Source organism: Streptomyces sp. R21, assembly GCF_041051975.1.
GTDB lineage: Bacteria > Actinomycetota > Actinomycetes > Streptomycetales > Streptomycetaceae > Streptomyces.
In genome coordinates this window covers 1,573,126-1,594,263 of sequence record NZ_CP163435.1, presented here as the reverse complement: position 1 = coordinate 1,594,263, position 21,138 = coordinate 1,573,126, and the positions used below count along the sequence as shown (strand labels likewise).

Here is a 21,138-nt window from a genome sequence, read left to right as displayed (position 1 = left end):
CATGGGTGTGGGTTTCCAGCCGTACGGTCGGCTCCTGCGAATCGGGGGTCACCGGCCGGCCTCGTGCAGCAGCGCGGAGTCGGGCCGCCAGCCCAGTTCGGGTGCGATCAAGTGCCGTACGTCGTGCAGGATCTGCTCGTAGTCGGCTCGCTGGAACTCGTACGGCAGCTCCAGGCGCAGCTCCGAGACGGCCGAGACCACGGGATCCGCGCTCAGTTGCTCCAGGATCTGTTCGGCGGTCCCGACCACATCCGGGGCGAACAGGATCCGCTGTGGGCCTTGCGGTGCAAGGGTGCGCGCGTGCCGACCGGCCGCGTACTCCCGGTAGCGGGCCCGCGTGGACGCGTCCGCGCTGTCGAACGGCACGATCACCCGCCCCAGCGCCACCCGTGTCGGGCGGTCCCTAGGGAGAGCGCGCCGGTACTCGGAGAGCAGGGCGAGCTGGGCTGTGGTGAAGTCGTCCGTTCCCTCGCCGGTGACGATGTTGCCGCTGAGCAGGTTCAGGCCGTGCTCGGCTGCCCACCGGATCGAGCGCTGACTGCCGCCGCCGTACCAGACCCGGTCCACCAGGCCGGGGTTGTGCGGCTGCAGGCGTGGCCGCTGGGTGTTGCCGGGCGACCGGATCACCGTGTCCGGGCCGCCGAGGTAGTCGCCGCGCAGGTGGTCGATGACGCGGGCGATCCTGCCGTAGGACAGGTCGAAGCTGCGCCAGTCCCCGTCGTACACCAGATCGCCGAGGAGTTCGGCGTGCGGCATGCCGGTGCTGAAGCCGGCCTGGAGCCGGCCGCGGGACAGTACATCGGCCAGTGCCAGGTCCTCGGCGAGCCGGAACGGGCTTTCGTAGCCGATCGGGATGACCGCGGTGCCCAGTTCGACCCGCTCGGTGCGCTGGCCGGCCGCAGCCAGGAAGACCGCGGCCGAGCCGACGCCGTGTTCGAGATGGCGTTGCCGGATCCAGCCGCCGTCGAAGCCGAGCCGTTCGCCGTACTCGAACAGTTGCAGCGTCTCCTCCAGGCCGGTGTACGGGTCGTCGTCGGTGAAGTTGCCCGGGGTGAGAAAGGCCAGCGAGTCGATCGCGGGGGTGCTCATAGGGTGTTCGTCCCTCTCGGTCGTGGTCGTTCCGGTGGCGCCCGGTACTCAGGACCCGCCTCGCTCGCGGGGGATCTTCTCCCCGGCCTCGATCGCCACGGGCAGCCGGTTCTCGGCCGGGGGCAGCGGGCAGGTGGCCAGATCGGTGTAGGCGCACGGCAGGTTCGCCGCTCGGTTGAAGTCCAGGACGACCGTGCCGTCGGCAGCGGGCGGATCCAGCGCGAGGGCCCGGTTGGCCGCGTAGGTGGTGACCCCGGAGGTCGCGTCGGTGAACAGCACCAGCAGACTGCCCGGGCCGCGCCCGGGGAACGCGGTCAGCGCCAGGGGGCGTCCGTCCAGCTCGAACTCGACCCGGCCGGGCGCGTCGTACACGTGCTCAAGGCCCTCGACCGCCGCACCCACGGTCGTCGCTCGCGGCTCGGCGAAGGCCGTGTAGCGGCCGGTCAGCGCCCAGCGGGGATGCGGGGTGTAGGCGGGCGTACCGGTGAAGGCGGTCCGCAGCGGGGTGTCCGGGTGCCGGGGGCGGACGATGTCGTGTCCGCCGCGCTTGGCCACCTCGATCACGGCGTCGCCCCAGACCGCGTCGACTCCGCTGCGCTCCGGGAGCACCCCGAAGCGGTGCTCGCCGCGGACGGGGGTTCCGTCGACGACCAGTTCCTCATCGTCGCCGAGGACCACGACGACTCCGTCGGCGCCGGTCGACCAGACGCCCGGGGCGTCCGGGAAGCGCTGCGGCTCGTCGCCGAGCCAGTGCAGGCCGGTGATCGCGAGGAACCCGTGCGGGTCGGCGAGTCGTGCCTCCTGCCTGGCATGCCACTCCTGCCATTCGCGGGTGAAGGCGGACAGGTCTGCGGTGGTGTCCTGAACGGTCATGCGTGCTCCTTCGCTTGTAGCGGTTCGGATGCGGCCGTGACGCAACTGCGCCGGGGATCGCCGCGAGCAGCTCGTGGGTGCAGGCGTGGATGGTGTTGCTCCTGAGAAAGAGCGACACAGTTAAAGAGAATGAGGGGGAAGGGGAAGGCCAGGAATGTGCCGCGGGCGCGTCAAAACCAGCGGTGAAGGTTCTCAGACAGCCGACGGGACGCAGTCAGCCATGACACAGGCAGCTGGTGATGCGCTGCAGGTCGATGTGGCGTCGGCGGGAGAATCGGGAGAAAGCCGCCGCAGCCGTGAGGGAGGGACTGGAGACGCCGCTGTGCCGCATGCTCGTACCTCCATGCTCCAGGCCCCTGCCACGGGGCCACACGCTTGCCGGGTGGGCGACCCGGCCGGGCTTTCACCTGGAGCACCCCACCGCGTCGGAGGGTTGCCGGTCAGCAAGCCAGGGCTTGACGCTGACACTCAATGCCAGTTGAAACTTTAGCTATCGCCGCCGCAGCCCGTCAACGGCGCGCCCGCGCCGGGCAGCGGTCGTGACCGGTGCCCTCAGCCGCGATCGTGGAGTTTCTCCCGGCCGTCGCAGACCCGGACGGCTCGGACATCGAACCAGCCGAAGGAGAGCCACTCATGACCACATTCCCCACCGCGCAGGCCGTTCGGGCCACCCCCGAGGGGCTCCTGTGGGAGCCGAGCGAGCGCTGGGTGCGCGGCCGCAAGGGCGAGGTGACGGTCGTCGACAGCCGGCACCCCGTTCTCGTCTGGGAGCCGGGTGTTCCCGTGCCGCTGTACGCGTTCCCGCGTGCGGAGGTGCGCGAGGACCTCCTGCGCCCCGCGAAGAACCCGCCGACCGGCACGCACACCGGCTCGCGGATCTTCTACGACGTCGAAGTCGACGGCGAGCTGCTGGAGAACGCCGCCTGGACCTTCCCGGCCGCCGACCTGGCCGACCACATCGCCTTCGAGTGGTTCCGGCGCGTCGGGCGGGGCCTGGACCACTGGTACGAGGAGGAGGAAGAGATCTTCATCCACCCCCGCGACCCGCACAAGCGGGTGGACGCCCTCCCCAGCAGCCGTCACCTCGTGGTCGAGATCGACGGCACGGTCGTCGCGGACACCCACCGGCCGGTCCTGCTCTTCGAGACCGGCCTGCCCACCCGTTATTACATCCCGCGCGAGGACGTCCGCCTCGACCTGCTCGAAACCACCGACCACCACACCGGCTGCCCGTACAAGGGCACCGCCGAGTACTGGTCGTGGCGCGGTGCGGCCGACGTCCCGCCCAATCTCGTCTGGAGTTACCCGGACCCGCTGCCCGCGGCCGGCGCCATCCAGGGGCTCCTCGCCTTCTACAACGAGGCGGTCGACATCACCCTGGACGGCGAACGAGTGGAGCGCCCCGTCACCCACTTCACCAAGACGCTCGCGGAGCAAGCGCGGACATGACGAGGAACGACCGTAACGGGCGCATGGCGGCGACACGAAGCCGTCGTTGCAATGCCAAGCGGTCAACTCACTTTCGTTGACCGGGAATTGGGGCGTGGATAGCGTCTTTGGAATGCGGATCTCCCTGCGGATCTCTCTGCGGTTCACCCGGCGGCGCGCCGTTGATCTGTTGCGTGTCGCCGCCGCGCTGTGTTGCTGACCCTCATCGCACCGCCGCCGTCCCAACCCCGTCCGCCCTCGGCGGCGGTGTCGAGCGCGTGCAGGTCGGTGTGTGCCCCCCCCGGCAACAGCAGTCACCCCGCATATCCGCGAAGGAGTATCCGTGAACCCGCTCAGAACCCGCCGCTCCGCCCTGAAGGCGCTGGGCTCGGCCGCCCTGCTGGCCGCCTCCGTCACCGTCCCGTCCGCCACGGCCGCCGTGGCGGACGAACGGGCTGCGCGCGCGTCCGTGGCGCTCGACTGGTACGACGCGACGGCCGCAACCATCGAGGCGGCCGGCGCCGCCACCCAAGTCACCAACAGCCGTACGTGGGCCATCAGTTGGCTCGCGGCGGCCCGGGCCACGAGCCTGGTGCCGCGCGGCCTCGACCGCGGTGTGTTCCAGGACGCGGCACTGGCATCCGCCGTACACGACGCCCTGGTGGCCCTGGTCCCCTCCCGCACCCAGGAACTGGACACCACGCTGCGCACGACACTGGACCGTGTCCCGGACGGACCGGCCAAAACGAAGGGCGCGGCGGCCGGTGCCCGCCAGGCACGGCTGGTCCTCGCCTCCCGCGAGGGCGACGGTCTCGACCCGGCTTCGGTGAACGCGCCGTTCTCCGTGCCGACGGCGGCCCCCGGCGTGTGGCAGCCGACGCCGCCCGCCTACGCCCCGGCCGCGCAGTACGGCAACCGGATCGCGAGGCCGTTCCTGCTGGACAGCGCCGACCAGTACCGGCTGTCCGCGCCGCCCGGCCTGGACTCGCTGCGCTACCGTTCCGACCTGGCCGAAGTGCGGGCGTACGGGGCCGTGGACAGCACCGCGCGTACGGCGCGGCAGACCGAGACCGCCAACTTCTGGTTCGGCTCCTCACTGACCCTGTACACCGAGCCGCTGCGAGTCGCAGTGGCCCGCGCCCAGCGCCCCACTCCGGAGCAGGCCGCGCTGGTGGCCCTGTTCCACGTCGCCCTGGTGGACACGCAGATCGCCACCTCCGACACCAAGTACGCCTACCTGCGCTGGCGCCCCGTCACGGCCATCCGTACCGGCACGATCGATCTCGACCCCGACTGGACGCCGCTGCACATCACGCCGGCCCACCCCGATTATCCGAGCGGACACAACACCTACGCCGGGGCGGCGGAAGCGGTCCTCACGGCGCTCACCGGTCCACGGACTGCGCCGTTCGAGCTGACCAGCCCCACAGCTCCCGGCGTGACCCGCACGTACACGGCCTGGCGCCAGCTGTCCCAGGACAACCTGGACGCCCGGGTCTACTCCGGCATCCACACCCGCTCCGCCGACGAGGCGGGCCTCCTCCTCGGCAAGCGGGTCGCGGGGCACGCGCTGCACAACTCGGAACGCTTGTTTGACGTGTTGTGAGCGACGCCGGGCCGGCGATCCGTCGGCCCGGTCCCGAACGTTCACAACTCGAACGCCGCCGCCTCACGCAGTGCCTGAGCCACCGCGTGGGGCGAGTCCGGGGCCGGTGCGCGCGGTCGGTCAGGGCAGGTCGAGGCGATGAACCAGCGTGACCAGTGAGTCGAGGGCCCCTTGTCCTGCGGTGTCGAGCCCCCTTCGGGGGCGGGAGCGTCGGCGCTTCGACTTGCCGCAGCCCGAGTTCCCAGGAGGGTGGCGAACCTCCTGGGAACTCATCGGTGTGCCGGGTTACTTGGCGCCGAGACCGGCGTCGGTGACCGTGCTCTCGCCCGCGGCCTTGAGGACCTTGTTGAGCAGGGTCAGGTCGTAGATCCCGTTCAGGTCGGGCTTGTCGAGGAGACCGGCCTTGACCGCGTGTGCCGCCTCGGTGTTGAGGGTGGAGGCCAGCGGGTCGTTGGTGATCTGGATGGACTTCCAGGCCGGGTCCAGCACGCCGGCCGGCAGTTCCTTGCCGGAGTCCGTCTTGAGCTGGGCGTTCGCGGCGGCCTTCGCCTCGTCCGGGTTGGCGTTGATCCACTTGTTGGTCTCGACGGAGCCCTTGAGGACGGCCTCGACGACCTTCGGGTGGGCCTTGAGGAACTTCTGCGACACGATGATGTTAGTGATCACGAACTTCTTGTCGGGCCACAGGGTCGACTCGTCGAGCAGCACCTTGCCGCCCTCGGCGACCAGCTTGGACGCGGTCGGCTCCGGCACCCAGGCGCCGTCGATGGAGCCGGACTTGTAGGCGTCCGGGGTGATCTTGTTGTCCGTGCGGACGACCGAGACGTCGCCCTTGCCGCTCTCCGCGTCGACCTTCCAGCCCTGCTCCGCGGCCCAGTTGAGGAACGCGACGTCCTGTGTGTTGCCGAGCTGCGGGGTCGCGATCTTCTTGCCCTTGACGTCCTTGAGGGACTTGATCTTCTTCGGGTTCACCACGAGCTTCACGCCGCCGGACGCCGAGCCGCCGATGATGCGCAGGTTCTTGCCGGCGGACTTGGTGTAGCCGTTGATCGCCGGGGAGGGGCCGATCCAGCCGATGTCGATCGAGTCGGAGTTCAGCGCCTCGATCTCGGAGGGGCCGGCGTTGAAGATCGAGTACTTGGCCTCGGTGGCGCCGAGCTCCTTCTGGAAGAAGCCCTTCTGGTTGCCGACCAGCGCCGTGGCGTGGGTGAGGTTGCCGAAGTAGCCGATCTTCACGGTGTCGAGACCGTCGATCTTCTTCGACCCGGCGGCGACCTTCGCCTTCGTGTCGTCCTTGGCCTCGGAGCCGTAACTGCACGCAGTGAGGGCGAGGAGCGGGAGCGCGGCTACGGCGGCGATGGTGCGCAGGGCGGTGAGCGGTCTTGCGGCAGACACGGAGGTGTCCTCTCAAGGGATGGGTGATCACGGAGGTACGGAAATGCGAGGCGTACTGCTGTGTCGGCACGAACCAGCACTCCACTCCTCGGCCATCGGCGGGAGGCATGCCGCAGGTGACCGAGAAGTGCAACGTGGGGGGCCTAGTCAGGCCAGGCTGTCCGATCCGCCGGCGGAGGCGGAGCGGCGGGGAGGCAGCGCTGGTTCGGAGAGCTCAGGTTCTGTGCCGTCAGAAGGGGCGACAGATGGCGCTGGATGTACGACCGAGGTCGATGTGACGACGCGCGGTCAGAAGGGGCAGCAACCGGGCTGAGCGGTCGAGCGTTCTCATGGCCACCCCCACGGATCCCTAGTTTTCCCACCTGGTTGCTAGGGATCGTGGCAGAAGACAGTGCCCGCCCCAAGGGGGTGTTCACATCATGGACGGGGGCATCTCGCTTTTTGGGATCAGCTGTGAGTGGCCCAGCGTGTCAGGGGTTTACCCAGGCGCTCGGGGCGTTGGTCAACGCGGATACATCGGCGGGCAGTTGGGCCGATGCGACGTCGGCGAGCGACACGCCCTCAAGGATCTCGCGCACGTTGGACCGCAGAGCGATCCACAAGGGAAGCAGCGACTCGGCGGGACCGGTGTAGGACAGTTCCGGGGGGCGGACCCCGCGCACCGAGACCAGCGGTCCGTCCACGACGCGGATGACGTCGGCGATGCTGATGGACTCGGCGGGCCTGGCGAGTCGGTAGCCGCCGTTGCCGCCGCGCTGGCTGAGGACGAGGCCGCCCCGGCGCATGTCGTTCAGGATGCTTTCGAGGAATTTGTGCGGGATGTCCTGGGCGTCGGCGATGGCCTCCGTCTTCAATGGCCGGTCGTCCCGTGACGCTGCGAGTTGCAGCGCGGCACGTACCGCGTAGTCCGCCCTGGCTGAGATCCGCATGTGTGCATTATCCCGTACGGCCTCGGTCGGTGTCCGCTGAGGTCGGCCGCCGTCACGGTCAGGCAAGCGGGATGAGCGGAGGGTGCGCACCGTTGAGGAAGTAGTCCCCGACATCGCGGAGTCGGTGGGCGACGGGCTCGTACAAGGTGTGGGTCCGGGCATTGCGCCAGAAGCGGTCGAGGCCCAGCCGCGATGACGCGGAGCGGGCGCCGATGATGTCGAGGGCACGGGCGGTGGATTCCAGCGCGGCCCGGGAGGCGGCGGCTTCGGCCATGGCCACGAGGACGGAGATCTCCGCGCACTCGTCGTAGGTGAGGTCTTCGCCGCGTGCCAGTCCGCCATGCACGGCCAGCAGTGCTTGATCGGTGAGCGCCGACGCGGAGCGGGTGAGGACGGTGAGTTCTCCGTAGGTGGTCAGCAGCTGCGGGTCCTGGGGGGAGCCGACCGGCCAGGCGGGGTGCCAGGGGGCGTGGCCGGCCCTGCTGTACTCACGGGCTTCGGCGAGCACTCCCTCGGCCATGCCGAGACAGAGCTGGACCGAGACAAGACGCCCGACCGGCGATGCCAGAGCGGCCAGGGGTGACACAACGTCCTCGTCCGCGGACAGGGAGCCGAGTACGTCGTCGGCAACGACCGGCACGGCGTCGAACTCCACGCTGCCGCCGGCCGCGAGCCGCTGGCCGAAGGTGTCGGCGTCGCCGTCGATCCGTACGCCGTGGCGTGCGGAATCGACGACGACGGCGAGTGGTTCGCCGGTGTCGGCGCGTATGGCCCGCATGGCGAGACGGTCGGCGACCAGGACTCCGGTGGCGTAGCTCTGCCGACCGTCGAGTACATAGCCACCGGCTTTCCTGGCCAGCGTCAGAGGCATTTCCTGATAGGCGAAACCACCACCCCAGCACCACTGCTCCGCCGCCGACTGCCGCTCGACCCGAGCGGCGAGAGCGGGCTCGCCGAAGAACCGGGCGCTCCACGACAGGAAGTAGTGACAGCCGAGCAGCTGGCCGATCGCGCCGTCGGCCACGGCGATCTCCCGCACGACAGCGTAGGCCGTGGGCCAGTCCGCGCCGCCTCCCCCGAGTTCGGCCGGTATCAGGAGCGTCAGGAGTCCCGCCTCGCGCAGCCGGGACACCTCGTCGAACGGGGCCTTGCCCGCCTGCTCCCTGGCCACCGCGTCCGTGGCGAGGTCGTCCGCCGTCTCGCGGGCGACGCGCAGCCAGTGCGCACGGCCGGGCCCGGTCCGGTCGGATTCCGATACGGGGCCGGACGGCGCGGTGGCAACGCCCATGGCGGTGGTCTCCCTCAAGGTCGGCGGCAACGTGCGGTGTTGGAGTTCTCTTGCTGGTCGGGCACGTACTTGTAGCCCACACGCCGTACGGTGACGATCCGGTGTCGGTGATCCGTGCCCAGCTTGCGGCGCAGCCGCGCGATGTGGACATCCACGGTGCGACCGTCACCGATGTGGCCGTAGCCCCATATGCCGGCCATCAGCTGCTCGCGCGAGTGCACTTGGTGGGGGTGCAGAACGAGATGGGCCAGCAGCCCGAACTCCAGGTAGGTGAGGTCGAGTTCATGTCCGTCCACATCTGCGACATGTCGCTCGGGATCGATGTGGACGGCGCCGGCGCCCGTCTGCTGCACAGGAGGTGAGTCCGTGTAGGAGACCGGTCGGATCTCCAGCCGTGGCACGTCCTTGGCGAACAGCTGGGCGGGATCGGTGCCCTCGGGGACGAGCAGGAGGTAGCCGACGAGGGGTGCAGAACCGCGTTCCTCGGTTGCGCCCTGCGCGGTGTCGCCCACGAGGCGGAGGTGGCGCGTGTCGGGGAGTGGTGAAGCCGGTGGAGTGGCCTGGGCCGGAATTGCCGTGGTCATGGCGGTCGTCCTTCAGGAGTGCGTCGGGCCATCAGGCGCAGTGGGCGGGTCCGCCTGATCACCTGGGGTGAGAGAAGGGGCGGAGTGGCACGCGCAATGTGTGAGCCGCGTGCCCTACGCGCGACAGCAGGCGGCGCTGACGACGTGACCAAAGTCGACATGCCGACGACGAACGAGTCGTTGCTGCGTGTGGGACATGTGCATCATCCTGCGCACCCGCCGGGCGGGCCGTCAACGCTTTCCTAGTAAATCGATAGGAAATGTAGGGAAGGCAACACGCGTCCACCTCAAGAGGGGGAGGATGTCAAAGCCGTACTCGATCGAGGAGCCGGAGTCCGTCGCCGGTCGTGAACCACCGGGTGTGGTCCACCAGATACTGGTACGCCAGATCGGCGTTGGCCCGCGATCCGGTGATGCCGTGGAAATAACCCAGCTCGGACAGGGCGAACTCCGCGTGTACGAGCGGCAGCAGTTCCGGCAGGGCAGCCGATTCGGCGGAGCTCAGTGGGCGCAGCGAGGTGTACCCGTCGAGGAGCGCGTCCACGTCGTCCGGGCGGACGGGGCAGGACGGGTCGAGCCACTGGACGGTGTTGCGCTCGATGGCGGTCGCGAGGTCGTGGACGGCGGTCGTGCGGTCGCTGAGGCCGAAGTCGAGGACGGTCGAGACCGTGCCGGCCGCCGCGTCCCACAGCAGGTTCGAGGCATGCCAGTCGTTGTGCGTCCACAGCGGCGCGAGGTGGCCGAGGTGGGGCAACAGGCGCCGGTGGAAGGGAAGATGAACCGCGCGCAGGTCGTCCCGCCAGGGACGGCCCGCCAACGCCGCGACCACTGTCGGGCGCTCGGCCGCATACGCCTCCAGCGCGGCCACGGGGTCGACCGCCGCGAAGACACTGAACGAGGACACGAGGGGCTGCGGGCGCCTGCTCGGGGCGTCGAATCCCTCCGCCGCCAAGTGGAGTTGGGCCAGTGCGCTGCCTGCGGCCCGGGCATGGGCCACGGACGCGAACGGTGACCACGACAGCGCGTCCCGGTAGAGATCCGTCCCCGTTCCGGTCGTATGGACCTCGTACACCCACTTCCCGAGCGACGTGGCCCCCAGCACTTCTACGACCGGCGCACCCCGCTCCCGCAGATGCCGCAGGAAAGCGTGCTCCTCGGCCAGGCCTTCCAGCGTGCGTACGTCGCGGTGGTGCCGTTTCACGAAGAGCCGTTCTCCGCCCCGCTCGACCAGGGCGGCCGCCGACAGGGGGCGCGGGCTGCGCCACAGCACGGTCACGGGACCGACGACGGCCTCGACCTCCGCCTCGGTGAGCGGCGGCCAGTCGGGGGCCACCGGTTCCGTACCCATGCCGTGGGTCAGGATCACGCTCATCCGGCCGTCACCTCTTTCACCTGGCTCGCCCGGCCGCTGAGGGCGTCCAGCAGCCGTCGCTCGGTCGCCGCGAACTCGGGCTCGGTGAGGGCGTCGAGACCGCGCGGGCCGGAACGCGGCACCTCGATGCGTTCCACGACCGTGGCCGGGCGGGGCGAAAGGACGTGCACCGTGTCGGCGAGCAGGACGGCCTCGCGGATGTCGTGCGTGACCAGTACGACCGTCCAGCGGTAGCGCTGCCACATGTCGGCCAGCCACAGCTGCATCTCGGTGCGGGTGAGTGAGTCGAGCGCGCCGAAGGGCTCATCGAGCAGCAGCACCGGCCGCTCCAGGACGACCGTGCGCAGCAGGGCCGCGCGCTGGCGCATACCGCCGCTGAGCTGGAAGGGATAGGAGGCCTGGAAGCCGTCGAGTCCGAAGGCCTCGAAGAGTGCGCCGGCCCTGCGCCGTGCCTCCTTCTTCCGTACCCCCTGGGCCTCCAGCCCCAGGGCCGTGTTGTCGAGCACGGTGCGCCAGGGGAACAGCAGGTCCTTCTGGGGCATGTAGGCGACCTTGCCCGAGGCCACGGACGCGGGGGCGCCCTCGACCAGGATCTCGCCCGAAGTGGGCCTGTCCAGACCGGAGATCAGGTTGAACAGTGTGCTCTTGCCGCTGCCGCTCGGACCGATGACGGCGGCGAACTCGCCGGGCTTCACACTGAGATCGAGGTCGCGCAGCACGGCCAGCGACCCGAACGCCTTTCCCGCACCACGTACTTCGAGACTCATGACCGGCCCTCCTTCGTCAGTGCCCGCTCCCACGGCAGGACGAGCCGCTGCAGCAGACAGGTCGCCCCGAACAGGGCGATGCTCAACAGGGCGGTCACCGTGACCGCCGCGAACACCAGATCCGTGCGGAACGCGCTCTTCTGCGCCTGCATATAGATGCCGAGGCCGTTCTCGGCGCCCGCGTACTCCGCGAAGACGGCGCCCACCACGGCGTACGTGATGCTCACCCGCAGCCCCGTGAAGAAGTGGGGCAGCGCGCTCGGTACCCGGACCAGCCGGAAGGCGCGCACCCGGCCCGTGCCCAGCGAGCGCAGCAGCCGCATCGCGTCGCGGTCGGTGGCCGCGAAGCCCGCCGCCAGGTTCGCCGCGAGCGGGAAGAACGTCGTCAGGGTCACCACCAGCATCTTCGGCAGCAGACCGAAGCCGAACCAGATGATCAGCAGCGGCGCGACGGCCACGATCGGGATCGTCTGGGAGGCCACCAGGAGCGGATACAAGCCCCGGCGGGCCGCAGCCGAGAAGTCCAGCACCACGGCCACCAGCCAGGCGGCGGCGAAGGACAGTGCGAAGCCGAGAAGGGTCTCCTGGAGGGTGGGCAGCGTCTGGCGCCACAGGTCGCCACGGTTCGCCCACCCCTGCGACAGGACGCGGCCGGGGCTGGGCAGCACCGTCGGATCGACGCCGGCGTCGGTCACGTACACCTGCCAGCCCGTCACGAGCACGGCGAGGACGAGCAGCGGCGGCCAGATCGCCCGCAGAGCCGTCCTCACTTGGAGTCCGGGAGGTAGGCGTCGGTGAAGAACGTCGAGGCGTCCGGCACCTTGGTGAGCTTCTTGCCGTTCTCGTCCACCAGCAGGCCGGACGTGAATTCGAAGTCGGCGAAGTCCTGCCAGCGCTTCGCGGTCTGGGTGCCGATCCTGCCGTCGGCGGCGCGGTAGTACTCCTTGGCCAGCAACGTCTCGCTCTTCTTGACCAGTTCGGTGTTGGTGAGTGTGCTCCTGTTGGCCGCGATGAGGAGGCCGGCGGCCTGGCCGGGGTGGTCGGCGGCGTACTCGTACCCCTTGTCGACCACGGCCAGGAACTTCTTGGCGACCTCCGGGTTCTGCTTCAGGTACTGCCCGGAGGAGGCGATGAGGGTCGAGTAGATGGCCGGGAAGCCGTAGTCGGCGAGCTGGAAGTCCTTGAGGGGCTTGCCCGTGAGCTTCGCCTCCAGGCCCTCCCAGGTGGGCATGGGCATCGCGAAGTCCGCCCTGCCCGCGTAAAGGGCCGCGTAAGCCGAGGTGTTGAGCGTGATCTGCCTGAACGTGCCCTTGCCGCCGTCCTCCTGGACGACCTTCTGAAGCAGGGCCTTCTCATAGGGGGCACCGAAGCCCGCGTATGTCTTGCCGTCGAGGTCCTTGGGGGACGTGATGTCGTCGCGGTCGGCGCGCACGGAGACCGTGACGTTCGTCTTCTGTGTGACGGCGTACACGGAGGTGACGTCCTGACCCGCGGCGCGCGCGGTGGTGACGCCCTCCTGGTACGAGATCCCGAAGTCCGCCTTGTGGCTCGCGACCAGCGTCTCCGGCGCGGTGGAGCCGTACGGCACGATCTTCAGGTCGATGCCGGCGTCCTTGAACCAGCCCTTCTGCTGGGCGACGTAGATGCCGGTGTGGTTGGTGTTGGGCGTCCAGTCCAGGGCGAGGGTGACCTGGGTGGTGCCGTTCTTCGTGGCGGCGGACGTGGAGTCCTGCGCGGCACAGCCCGTCGTGGCGAGCACGGCGGCGGTGGCCGCGGAGAGCAGGGCGGTCGTACGGGATCTCATGGGGTTTCCTCGGATGGGCGCGGCGGTGCTGGGGGCGTGAGGGAGTTGCTCTTCACGTCCGACACAGCGCGCTGTCGGCCCGCATGAGGTCGATGGCCACGCGCCTCGTCAATTCCCTTGCCTGGCAGGTCATTCGGCGCCCGCCGGGACGGTGGCCAGCAGGTCGTTCGTGTACGACGACCGCCAGCCGCGGGCGTGCGGGACGGCGTTGTGGCGCGCGAGCCAGTCGGCGTAGGGGCCCATGCGGGTCTCGTCGATGACACCCCAGTTCCCGTCGGCGTCGGTCCAGGTCGGGGCGACCAGGCTGAGGGAACGGGCTATCAGGGGGCGCGAGAAGTAGGGGATCACGCGTTCCAGCAGGGCGAGGGCGCCGGTCCGGTCGGCTGACGCGGAGGCGTAGCCGCGAGCGGTGGCGGCCAGGAAGGCGCGTACCAGGTCGGGGCGGGTGTCGGCGAGGCTCTCGCTCGTGCCGAGGAGGTAGCTGTGGTAGCGGGGGGCGCCGATCTCGTCGACCGGCCAGGTCAGGCGCTGGTCTTCGGGCAGGTCGCCGCGCAGGGCGTCCCAGGACCAGTAGGTGCCGAAGGTGGCGTCCGCCTCGCCGGCCGCTATGTCGTCGACGGTCAGCTCGCGGTAGCCCGCGTCGACGGTGATCACGGCATCCGGATCGCCGCCGTCGGCCGCGACCAGGTGCCGGACCATGGCGCGTCCACGCGGGGTGGGGTTGTAGGCGAGGCGGCGTCCTGCCAGGTCGCGGGGGCGGGTGATGCCGGTGGGGCGGGCCGTCTGGATCGCTTCCAGGGCGCGGTGGTTGACGGCGGCCACGGCGAGCAGCGGCTGGCCGGGGGCGGCGCGGCGGGCGAGCAGCCGGTTGGGCGGGAAGAGGCCGAAGTCCACCTCGCCCCGGGCCAGATACTCCAGGGTGTCGCCGCGTCCCGGATCCTGGACGGTGAGTTCCACATCCAGGCCCGCCTCGCGGTACCAGCCGCGCTCCCGGGCAACGTACAAACCGGCAGAATTCGGCCAAGGGTGGAAGTAGTCGAGCATGACTCGGACGTGCGGCATGGACAGACGGCTCCGTGGACGGCAGACGGCGGACGGCCGAATGCGGACGGCACTCAGGTGTGCGGGCCCGTGGCCCGGCTGCCTGGTGAGATAAGGAAGGAGAAGGGGGAGGCCGGGCGGGTCAACAACAGGAGCGGGCCGCCGCGGCGAAAGCCGGGGGACACTGCTGCTCGACTGCTGAAGACATCCGGTACTCCTACGCGGGCACTGTGGCTCAAGTGATGCGGTCGGCGTTCCCATGGGGAGCGGGCCGACGGATGTCGGTATCGCTCCCAGACGCCCTCTCAGCCCAACCGGGTAGGGGCTCCCGCGTAGATGGCCGAAACCATAACCCCGGGCAGCCGATGCTGTGCAAGCGAATCCCACCATGTGGGACGATCTTGCTTGTTGAGTGAGATCGCACAGATCAGGCGGGTCTCCGGCGGGCGTCGCCGGGTTAGCATCCCCGCCATGACCGATCCCCTGCTCCCCGGACCTCTGGTCGACGACGCGTGGCTCGCGGCCCGCCTCGACGACCCCCGGCTGATCGTCCTCGACGCCACCGCGCTGCTGCCCTCACCCCGCCACGACGGTGACTACCGGTCCGGCAGCGGCCGCGCCGAGTGGGCCGGGCGCCACATCCCCGGCTCGCGCCACGCGGACCTCACCGGCGAACTGTCGGACCAGGGAGCACCGTTCCACTTCACGGTCCCGGCACCGGAGGCGCTGGCCGCCGCCCTTCAGCGGCTCGGTGTCCGCGACGGCTCGGAGGTCGTCGCCTACGACAGCGGCGGTGGCATCTGGGCTGCCCGGCTGTGGTGGATGCTGCGGTCGATCTCCGTACCGGCGGCGGTACTTGACGGCGGATGGCAGGCGTGGGAGGCGGGCGGACACCCGATCGCCCGCGGCGACGAGACGGGCGGCGGCGAGACGAGTGCCACACCGGTCGCCGGGCGCCTCACGCCCGTACCCCGTCCCGGCATGTGGACCGACCTCGAGACGGTGGGAGCCGTCAGCCGCGGCGAGCGTCCCGGCACGCTGGTGTGTGCGCTGCCGCCCGGCGGCTTCGACGGTTCCGCTCCCACCCGCTACAGCCGACGCGGTCACATCCCCGGCAGTCTCAGCCTGCCGGGGCGCGGCCTTCTCGACGACACGGGCCGGTTCCTGCCCGTCGACGAACTCGCCGAACGCGTCGGCACGGTGCTCAAGGGCGATGAGTCGCCGGTGATCCTCTACTGCGGCGGCGGCATCTCCGCTGCCGGCACCGCGCTCGCCCTCACGCTCCTGGGCCGCAAGGACATAGCCCTGTACGACGGTTCGCTGGAGGAATGGTCCCGGGATCCGTCCCGGCCGCTCGCGACGGGCACCTGAGTCCCTGGGCTCATGCCACGTCGGCCACCGCGTCGGTCCTGCCCCGGAAGGCTGGGTGGTCGCCGAGGCGGCGTACGTAGTCCCGGAGCCGGGGGTGCGAGCAGAGGGTGCGGGCCGGGCCGAGATGGACGAGCGCCACCCACAGGTCCACGTCCGCGGCCGTCAGCTCCTCGCCCAGCGCATAGGGCTGCCCGACGAGCCGACGGTCCAACAGGTCCAGTGCCGCCGATCGGTTCGAGGGCTCGGCGGCCGGGGTGACGTCCAGCTCCAACAGGTCACGGAGGGCGTCGATGTCCGCGGTGAGGCCCGGTGGGCGCAGCGCGGAGGGGCAGGCTCCGTCGTGGCCGGACAACAGGCCCGCGAGGTCGCGGAGGATGTCGGGGGTGTGGTTGCTGACGATGCGCCCGCTCCACCGGTCGCACAACGCGGGCGCGGTCAGTGGTCCGTCGTAGTGGTGCACCGTGGCCTCGTACGCACGGCGCAGGGAGGTGAAGGCGTCGGGCGTCTCGCCGGGGTGCCCCAGGAGCGTGGTGGCGACCGAGTCCTTCAGGCCGAGCAGGCCGAGGCTGATCGAGATGCGCAGCGAGCGGGGACAACTCACTGACAGAAACAGCTCGTAGCGGTGCGGTGCCGGGTAGAAGCCGCCGGCCAGACCGACGCCGATACGGCTGTGGAAGTGGTGGGGGAGGGGGGACGGTACGGCCGCTCCGGGGCGATGGCCCGAAGCGAACGAACTCTGGTTACAGGCACTGGGGTTGTCTGTGCTGGAACTGCGCGAAGCTGTCTCGGGCATGACTCTCCCTTTGGGAACGAGGAAGCCACCGCCGCCTTGTGGGCACCAGCGGCCGAATGCGGAGCGACTGCGCTTGTCGCACCGGTCCGGATCGCACGGACCGGTGGCGGATCAGTAAGCGCTGGAGACACGCAACAGATCGATGTGCAGGCGCCTCGTCAAGCCGTTCCAGGCCATTCCCACCGGTCCCACCTTCGGGGCTCGCGAGACGCGAGACCACGCTTGCCCCGCCACACCGGCGGGACCCGGTCGTCACCCGGGGCACCCCGTCGCGGTGGAAGGGTTGCCTGCCAGCGGGCCGGGGCCGATGACCACCTGAGCGGGGCTAACCCGCGCCGTGGCGCTGACAATCGTGACCGTCCAGGCCAGTTTCGGTGTGCCCCGCGGCGCCGTCAAGAAGGCCGGGCACGCGGTCTCACCTGGTGGTCATTCGGATGGACAGGTCGCTTGCCGCGCCCTGTGCCAAGGCTGACCGCTTTCTGAGTGCCTGACGACCGCCGCTGCGGCCGGATCGTTCTCCTCGACGAAGGGGGATCGTCGAACAGGGCCCGCCCGTCGCGGTGTTGGACCACCAGGCGGGCGACCCGGTCGGCGATGGCCCTTTCGCGTGGGGCCCTCCGGAGCGCCCCACCCGACGGCGTCACCCCCCGCCGTCGAGGTCGGCGCGTCGGCGCAGCACCCGCAGCTCGTGGCCGAGGAACTGCATCTCGTACAGCTTTCCCCGTGCGTTCTCGAAGGGGCGGTGCAGGACCATCATCAGGCGGCCGTCGAAGGTGTGGAAGAGCATGCCGTGACCGCTGTCCTCGCGGACCAACGGCCGGTGCTGTTGCCACGGTCCGGTGAGATCGCCGGACGGCGAGACGGCGTACGTCTGCACATAGCCGCCGCTGATGGTGCCGTCCCGGCCGGCCACGTTCTTCTCGTAGGTCGACCACAGAATGAGCAGGGACCCGTCAGGGGTGCGGTACAGCTGGGGACCGTCGGTGATGTACGGCGCGAGCTGGTGCGGTACGCCGGCGGGGATCCCCTCGCCGAGCCAGGAGGCGTCGGACGCCTTGAACAGGAAGACCGGGTCCCCGGTCGTCCCGGTCAGGTCCGGGGTGAGCCGGATCGCCTCCATGGTCCCGTCGATCGTCTGCAACCACTCGTGCGCGTACACCATCCAGGGCTGACCGGACGGGTCCACGTAAAGCGTGCCGTCGAGGGTCATGAGGTGCTCGGGCGGGGTGGGGCGCCCGGGGTCGACCGCGGTGAAGGGTCCCAGCAGCGAATCGGACACGGCCGTGACGGTGCCGCGCATGTGGTTCGGGAGCTGGAACGGGGTGCCCCACTGGTCGGGCGGCGGCACCGGGAGCGGTTTGTCCTGGTTGTGGAGCGTGGTGAACAGGTAGTACCTGCCGTCCCATGCGTGCACCTCCGGCGCCCAGCCGCCGTCGGTCGCCCAGATCCCGTCCTGCTCGGCGGTCAGGAAGACCACCACGGGGCGCGTCCAGTCCCGCAGGTCGTGGCTGCGGTAGACCATCGTGCCGGTGCCGTCCACGCCCGACACGGTGGGGTCGTTGGAGGTGTAGAGGTGGTAGGTGCGGGTCTTGTCGTCGGCGACGACGAACGGATCGTGCAGCGGCATGTCGGGAAGCCGCATCAACTCGGTATCAGCCACGGCCGAAGACTACGGGGACCGTGCCAGGGGGAAGCCGACGCGGGTGTACCGGCGGTCCGCTTCCCCCGTCGCGGGAGGCGAACCGTCAGGGCATGATCGGCAGTTGGCGCTTGTGCTCGGTGAGCCGGTAGCGGTGAACGATCGACCGGAAGACCGGCTCGCTCACCTCCCTGCCCTCCAGAAAGTCCTCGATGTCGTCGTACGTCACTCCGAGCACCTCCTCGTCGGGCTTGCCGGGGGCGAGCGACTCCAGGTCGGCGGTCGGGGTCTTCCACACCAACTCGGCCGGGGCGCCCAGCAGTTCGGCAAGGGCCCGCACCCGGCGCTTGGTCAGCCCCGCCAGCGGTACGACATCGGCCGCGCCGTCGCCGTACTTGGTGAAGAATCCCGAAACGGCCTCGGCCGCATGGTCGGTTCCCACGACCAGGCCGTTGTGCGCGCCCGCGACCGCGTACTGCGCGATCATCCGCTGCCGGGCCTTGATGTTGCCATGCACGAAGTCCTGGTGCGCGGCGTCGCGGAACGTCACCCCGGCGGCCCGGCCGGCTTCCAGCGCGGCGTCGCTCGCGGGCTTGATGTCCACCGTCAGCACCTGGTCGGCGCCGATGAACTTCAGGGCGAGCTGAGCGTCGTCCTCATCGGCCTGGACACCGTAGGGCAGGCGCATGGCGTAGAACGTCGCGTCGTGCCCGGCTGCGCGGGCCTGCTCCACCGCGAGCTGGCACAGCCGCCCGGCGGTCATGGAGTCCACACCCCCGCTGATCCCGAGGACCAGGCACCGCAGATCCGTCGACACCAACTGCTCGGCGAGGAACTCCACCCGGCGCCGGCTCTCCGACTCCACGTCGAAGGTCTCGGACACCCGCAGGTCCCGGGCGATCTCGCGCTGCACGGCGATGGACACGGGATCGCTCACGGCGGCTCCTCATACTCGGTCGTGGCAGGGAAGCAGGGAAAGGCAACCGGACGCCGACGTATCACGGGCGCCACGCCGGCCCCGACGCGCACTCCGGTGGCGCCGAGTCTATGCCGTCCCATCTGCTCCTTCACCGTGATCTCGCTCTCGGACGCGCGAGCTCGCGCGGCGCTGTTGGCCGAGAAAAACGCTTGGACTCCATCATCGCGGCCGCGGGACACTGCGATTCCTGGCCTGCCCGTTTTCGCGCGGTCACGGAGGCAACGGCAGCTCCCCGCAGTCGCCTGCGGCGGGCTGCCGTACGACACCACGGGACGAGGGATGGGAACGCCTGAATCGCGCGAGGCTTCGCCGGGCCGGGGCTCGGTGCTCCTCGCGCTTCGTTATTACGGACGGGAGCTGGCCCGCCTGCGCTGGCTGACGGCGCCCGCGATGCTGCTGCCGGCGCTGGGCAACATCGGCCTCAACTGCATCGCACCGCTGGTCGTCGCCAAGCTCGTCGGCCGCATCGCCGGCGACGCGGACGTCGGCATCGCCTCGACACTGCCCTACGTCCTCGGTTTCGCCGGTGTCCTGCTCCTCGCGGAGGCGGTGTGGCGCGTCGGCCTGCACTTCCTGAACCGCCTCGACGCCCTCGGCATCGAGCACCTGTACGTGATCGGCATGGACGAACTGTTCGCCAAGGACGCCGCGTTCTTCCATGACAACTTCGCCGGGTCACTGACCAAGCGGGTGCTGAGCTTCGCCTCCCGCTTCGAGGACCTCATCGACACGCTGGCGTTCCAGGTGGTGGGCAGCCTCGTGCCGCTGCTGTTCGGGTCGGTGGTGCTGTGGCGCTACGAACCGCTGCTCGTCGTCGGGCTGTTGGCGATGATCGCACTGACGGCGCTGTGCGTGGTGCCCCTCATCCGCCGCCGCCAGGCGCTCGTCAAGAAGCGCGAGGAGGCGATCGCCCGGGTCTCCGGCCATGTGGCCGACAGCCTGATGAACATGGACACGGTCCGGGCGTTCGCCGCCGAGGAGCACGAGGCCGCCGAGCACCGCTCGCGCGTCGCTACGTCGCGACGGCTCACGCTGCGGTCGTGGGACTACGGCAACCTGCGCATCGACACCGTGGTCGCCCCGCTGTCCGTGCTGACCAACGCGCTGGGCCTGCTGCTCGCGGTCGCGCTCGGCGGGGGCGAGCACGGCGTCGAGGCGGTCGTGGTCGCCTTCACCTACTACACCAACGCGACACGGATCATGTTCGAGTTCAACCAGATCTACCGCCGTCTGGAGAGCTCGATGACGGAGGCGTCACAGTTCACCGAACTGCTGTTGTCACCGCCGACGGTCCTCGACCCGCCGTCGCCGGAGCCGCTGCTCTCCCGGGCCGCCGACGTCCGCTTCGAGCACGTGACCTTTGCCCACGCGGGCGCGGGGCCGCTCTTCGAGGGCCTCGACCTGGCGGTGCCCAGCGGGGCGAAGATCGGGCTCGTCGGCCGGTCCGGCGGGGGCAAGACCACGCTCAGCCGGCTGCTGCTGCGGATGACGGACATCGACTCCGGCCGGATCCTGATCGGCGGTCAGGACATCAGCAGGCTGCGCCAGGCCGACCTGCGCAGCCTGATCGCCTACGTGCCGCAGGACCCGGCGATGTTCCACCGCACCCTGCGGGACAACATCGCCTTCGCCCGGCCGGACGCCACCGACGCCGAGATCCGCCGTGCCGCGGGGGCGGCGCACGTCACGGAGTTCGCCGACGCGCTGCCGGAAGGCTTCGACACCATGGTGGGCGAGCGAGGGATCAAGCTGTCCGGCGGACAGCGCCAGCGCGTCGCCCTCGCCCGGGCGATCCTGCGCGACGCACCGATCCTGCTGCTCGACGAGGCGACCAGCGCCCTGGACTCCGAGAGCGAGATCCTCGTCCAGGAGGCACTGTGGCGGCTGATGGACGAGCGGACGGCGCTCGTGGTGGCACACCGGCTGAGCACGGTCGCCGGCATGGACCAACTCGTCGTCCTCGACCGCGGACGGATCATCGAGCAGGGCACCCATCAGGAACTGCTCGCATCGGACGGCGCCTACGCCAAGCTCTGGCAGCACCAGTCGGGCGGCTTCCTCGACGACAGCCCGGCGCGGGCCGACCTGAACTGAGGACGAGGCGTCCAACGCCTCGCCGATCAGCAGGACTTGAGCAGGTCCCTCCCTTGGAAGAAGCAGGTGGGGAGGGAGGCGCGGAG

At 70.1% G+C, this 21,138-nt stretch carries 22 protein-coding genes and 2 riboswitches; of the genes, 5 read left to right on the top strand and 17 right to left on the bottom strand.

The features are described 5' to 3' along the window. Positions 1 to 48 precede the first annotated feature (48 nt). The 3 genes from AB5J56_RS07415 to AB5J56_RS07405 all read right to left on the bottom strand — a co-directional run bounded on the left by AB5J56_RS07415 (position 49) and on the right by AB5J56_RS07405 (position 2,293). Positions 49 to 1,089 carry an LLM class flavin-dependent oxidoreductase gene (locus tag AB5J56_RS07415; RefSeq protein ID WP_369231246.1) on the bottom strand — a complete coding sequence of 347 codons (1,041 nt, stop codon included), beginning with the start codon at positions 1,087 to 1,089 and terminating at the stop codon, positions 49 to 51. 48 nt (positions 1,090 to 1,137) lie between these two features. Then, positions 1,138 to 1,962: a DUF1684 domain-containing protein gene (locus AB5J56_RS07410; RefSeq protein ID WP_369231244.1), complete on the bottom strand. Its 825-nt coding sequence runs from the start codon at positions 1,960 to 1,962 to the stop codon at positions 1,138 to 1,140. A 214-nt stretch (positions 1,963 to 2,176) separates the two neighbouring features. Then, a complete protein-coding gene (locus AB5J56_RS07405; protein WP_369231242.1) occupies positions 2,177 to 2,293 on the bottom strand; it encodes a putative leader peptide in 117 nt (38 codons plus the stop codon). Between the two features lie 35 nt (positions 2,294 to 2,328). Continuing rightward, positions 2,329 to 2,438, bottom strand: a riboswitch (SAM riboswitch). A 157-nt stretch (positions 2,439 to 2,595) separates the two neighbouring features. Here AB5J56_RS07405 and AB5J56_RS07400 point away from each other — a divergent pair. The 3 genes from AB5J56_RS07400 to AB5J56_RS07390 all read left to right on the top strand — a co-directional run bounded on the left by AB5J56_RS07400 (position 2,596) and on the right by AB5J56_RS07390 (position 4,996). Beyond that, on the top strand, positions 2,596 to 3,411 hold the full coding sequence (locus tag AB5J56_RS07400; protein WP_369231240.1) for a DUF427 domain-containing protein: 816 nt from the start codon (positions 2,596 to 2,598) through the stop codon (positions 3,409 to 3,411). A gap of 112 nt (positions 3,412 to 3,523) precedes the next feature. Further along, a complete protein-coding gene (locus AB5J56_RS07395) occupies positions 3,524 to 3,610 on the top strand; it encodes a putative leader peptide (RefSeq protein ID WP_369242410.1) in 87 nt (28 codons plus the stop codon). Between the two features lie 123 nt (positions 3,611 to 3,733). Beyond that, positions 3,734 to 4,996 carry a vanadium-dependent haloperoxidase gene (locus AB5J56_RS07390; RefSeq protein ID WP_369231238.1) on the top strand — a complete coding sequence of 421 codons (1,263 nt, stop codon included), beginning with the start codon at positions 3,734 to 3,736 and terminating at the stop codon, positions 4,994 to 4,996. A 285-nt stretch (positions 4,997 to 5,281) separates the two neighbouring features. On the opposite strand, the gene AB5J56_RS07385 is transcribed toward AB5J56_RS07390, so the two are convergent. From AB5J56_RS07385 to AB5J56_RS07340, 10 genes are all read right to left on the bottom strand, one after another. Further along, the gene (locus tag AB5J56_RS07385; protein WP_369231236.1) at positions 5,282 to 6,391 is read right to left on the bottom strand and encodes an aliphatic sulfonate ABC transporter substrate-binding protein; all 1,110 of its coding nucleotides are present in this window, start codon (positions 6,389 to 6,391) and stop codon (positions 5,282 to 5,284) included. A gap of 229 nt (positions 6,392 to 6,620) precedes the next feature. Further along, positions 6,621 to 6,722: a putative leader peptide gene (locus tag AB5J56_RS07380; protein ID WP_369231234.1), complete on the bottom strand. Its 102-nt coding sequence runs from the start codon at positions 6,720 to 6,722 to the stop codon at positions 6,621 to 6,623. A gap of 139 nt (positions 6,723 to 6,861) precedes the next feature. Then, entirely contained in the window at positions 6,862 to 7,320 is a 459-nt protein-coding gene (locus tag AB5J56_RS07375) for an Rrf2 family transcriptional regulator (RefSeq protein ID WP_369231232.1), read from the bottom strand. Positions 7,321 to 7,378: 58 nt separating this feature from the next. Then, positions 7,379 to 8,608, bottom strand: coding sequence for an acyl-CoA dehydrogenase family protein (locus AB5J56_RS07370; protein WP_369231230.1), 1,230 nt, complete (start codon positions 8,606 to 8,608; stop codon positions 7,379 to 7,381). 14 nt (positions 8,609 to 8,622) lie between these two features. Further along, positions 8,623 to 9,192 (bottom strand): winged helix-turn-helix domain-containing protein, encoded by a 570-nt coding sequence (locus AB5J56_RS07365; protein WP_369231228.1) that lies wholly within the window; start codon positions 9,190 to 9,192, stop codon positions 8,623 to 8,625. 304 nt (positions 9,193 to 9,496) lie between these two features. After that, on the bottom strand, positions 9,497 to 10,564 hold the full coding sequence (locus tag AB5J56_RS07360) for a phosphotransferase enzyme family protein (RefSeq protein ID WP_369231227.1): 1,068 nt from the start codon (positions 10,562 to 10,564) through the stop codon (positions 9,497 to 9,499). Further along, on the bottom strand, positions 10,561 to 11,331 hold the full coding sequence (locus tag AB5J56_RS07355) for an ABC transporter ATP-binding protein (protein ID WP_369231225.1): 771 nt from the start codon (positions 11,329 to 11,331) through the stop codon (positions 10,561 to 10,563). Before AB5J56_RS07355 ends, AB5J56_RS07360 begins: the two co-directional genes overlap by 4 nt. Beyond that, a complete protein-coding gene (locus AB5J56_RS07350; RefSeq protein ID WP_369231223.1) occupies positions 11,328 to 12,101 on the bottom strand; it encodes an ABC transporter permease in 774 nt (257 codons plus the stop codon). Before AB5J56_RS07350 ends, AB5J56_RS07355 begins: the two co-directional genes overlap by 4 nt. Further along, on the bottom strand, positions 12,098 to 13,135 hold the full coding sequence (locus tag AB5J56_RS07345; protein WP_369231221.1) for an ABC transporter substrate-binding protein: 1,038 nt from the start codon (positions 13,133 to 13,135) through the stop codon (positions 12,098 to 12,100). The genes AB5J56_RS07350 and AB5J56_RS07345 overlap by 4 nt, the downstream gene beginning before the upstream one ends. Positions 13,136 to 13,264: 129 nt before the next feature. Continuing rightward, complete coding sequence (locus AB5J56_RS07340; RefSeq protein ID WP_369231219.1) at positions 13,265 to 14,197, bottom strand: ABC transporter substrate-binding protein; 933 nt, start codon at positions 14,195 to 14,197, stop codon at positions 13,265 to 13,267. Between the two features lie 450 nt (positions 14,198 to 14,647). On the opposite strand from AB5J56_RS07340, the gene AB5J56_RS07335 reads away from it, so the two are divergent. Then, a complete protein-coding gene (locus AB5J56_RS07335) occupies positions 14,648 to 15,547 on the top strand; it encodes a sulfurtransferase (RefSeq protein WP_369231217.1) in 900 nt (299 codons plus the stop codon). A gap of 10 nt (positions 15,548 to 15,557) precedes the next feature. Here AB5J56_RS07335 and AB5J56_RS07330 read toward each other — a convergent pair whose 3' ends face one another. The 4 genes from AB5J56_RS07330 to nadE all read right to left on the bottom strand — a co-directional run bounded on the left by AB5J56_RS07330 (position 15,558) and on the right by nadE (position 18,916). Then, a complete protein-coding gene (locus AB5J56_RS07330; RefSeq protein WP_369231215.1) occupies positions 15,558 to 16,340 on the bottom strand; it encodes a glutathione S-transferase C-terminal domain-containing protein in 783 nt (260 codons plus the stop codon). A gap of 111 nt (positions 16,341 to 16,451) precedes the next feature. Beyond that, the gene (locus AB5J56_RS07325; protein ID WP_369242408.1) at positions 16,452 to 16,517 is read right to left on the bottom strand and encodes a putative leader peptide; all 66 of its coding nucleotides are present in this window, start codon (positions 16,515 to 16,517) and stop codon (positions 16,452 to 16,454) included. Between the two features lie 36 nt (positions 16,518 to 16,553). Beyond that, positions 16,554 to 16,698: riboswitch (SAM riboswitch) on the bottom strand. Positions 16,699 to 16,980: 282 nt separating this feature from the next. Beyond that, positions 16,981 to 17,982: a glycoside hydrolase family 43 protein gene (locus tag AB5J56_RS07320; RefSeq protein WP_369242406.1), complete on the bottom strand. Its 1,002-nt coding sequence runs from the start codon at positions 17,980 to 17,982 to the stop codon at positions 16,981 to 16,983. A gap of 103 nt (positions 17,983 to 18,085) precedes the next feature. After that, positions 18,086 to 18,916, bottom strand: a complete 831-nt coding sequence (gene nadE / locus AB5J56_RS07315; RefSeq protein ID WP_369231213.1) for an ammonia-dependent NAD(+) synthetase — start codon at positions 18,914 to 18,916, stop codon at positions 18,086 to 18,088. Positions 18,917 to 19,237: 321 nt separating this feature from the next. Here nadE and AB5J56_RS07310 point away from each other — a divergent pair, with 321 nt between their 5' ends. Then, the gene (locus AB5J56_RS07310) at positions 19,238 to 21,052 is read left to right on the top strand and encodes an ABC transporter ATP-binding protein (protein ID WP_369231211.1); all 1,815 of its coding nucleotides are present in this window, start codon (positions 19,238 to 19,240) and stop codon (positions 21,050 to 21,052) included. Positions 21,053 to 21,138: the final 86 nt, after the last annotated feature.

Coding starts and splice junctions, on each gene's coding strand:
- AB5J56_RS07375 (WP_369231232.1), bottom strand. CDS start 7,320: ATGCGGATCTCAGCCAGGGCGGACTACGCGGTACGTGCCGCGCTGCAA.
- AB5J56_RS07310 (WP_369231211.1), top strand. CDS start 19,238: ATGGGAACGCCTGAATCGCGCGAGGCTTCGCCGGGCCGGGGCTCGGTG.
- AB5J56_RS07340 (WP_369231219.1), bottom strand. CDS start 14,197: ATGCCGCACGTCCGAGTCATGCTCGACTACTTCCACCCTTGGCCGAAT.
- AB5J56_RS07320 (WP_369242406.1), bottom strand. CDS start 17,982: ATGCGGCTTCCCGACATGCCGCTGCACGATCCGTTCGTCGTCGCCGAC.
- AB5J56_RS07335 (WP_369231217.1), top strand. CDS start 14,648: ATGACCGATCCCCTGCTCCCCGGACCTCTGGTCGACGACGCGTGGCTC.
- AB5J56_RS07410 (WP_369231244.1), bottom strand. CDS start 1,962: ATGACCGTTCAGGACACCACCGCAGACCTGTCCGCCTTCACCCGCGAA.
- AB5J56_RS07415 (WP_369231246.1), bottom strand. CDS start 1,089: ATGAGCACCCCCGCGATCGACTCGCTGGCCTTTCTCACCCCGGGCAAC.
- AB5J56_RS07400 (WP_369231240.1), top strand. CDS start 2,596: ATGACCACATTCCCCACCGCGCAGGCCGTTCGGGCCACCCCCGAGGGG.
- AB5J56_RS07360 (WP_369231227.1), bottom strand. CDS start 10,564: ATGAGCGTGATCCTGACCCACGGCATGGGTACGGAACCGGTGGCCCCC.
- AB5J56_RS07355 (WP_369231225.1), bottom strand. CDS start 11,331: ATGAGTCTCGAAGTACGTGGTGCGGGAAAGGCGTTCGGGTCGCTGGCC.
- AB5J56_RS07395 (WP_369242410.1), top strand. CDS start 3,524: ATGCGGATCTCCCTGCGGATCTCTCTGCGGTTCACCCGGCGGCGCGCC.
- AB5J56_RS07380 (WP_369231234.1), bottom strand. CDS start 6,722: ATGAGAACGCTCGACCGCTCAGCCCGGTTGCTGCCCCTTCTGACCGCG.
- AB5J56_RS07330 (WP_369231215.1), bottom strand. CDS start 16,340: ATGCCCGAGACAGCTTCGCGCAGTTCCAGCACAGACAACCCCAGTGCC.
- AB5J56_RS07345 (WP_369231221.1), bottom strand. CDS start 13,135: ATGAGATCCCGTACGACCGCCCTGCTCTCCGCGGCCACCGCCGCCGTG.
- AB5J56_RS07405 (WP_369231242.1), bottom strand. CDS start 2,293: ATGCGGCACAGCGGCGTCTCCAGTCCCTCCCTCACGGCTGCGGCGGCT.
- AB5J56_RS07370 (WP_369231230.1), bottom strand. CDS start 8,608: ATGGGCGTTGCCACCGCGCCGTCCGGCCCCGTATCGGAATCCGACCGG.
- AB5J56_RS07365 (WP_369231228.1), bottom strand. CDS start 9,192: ATGACCACGGCAATTCCGGCCCAGGCCACTCCACCGGCTTCACCACTC.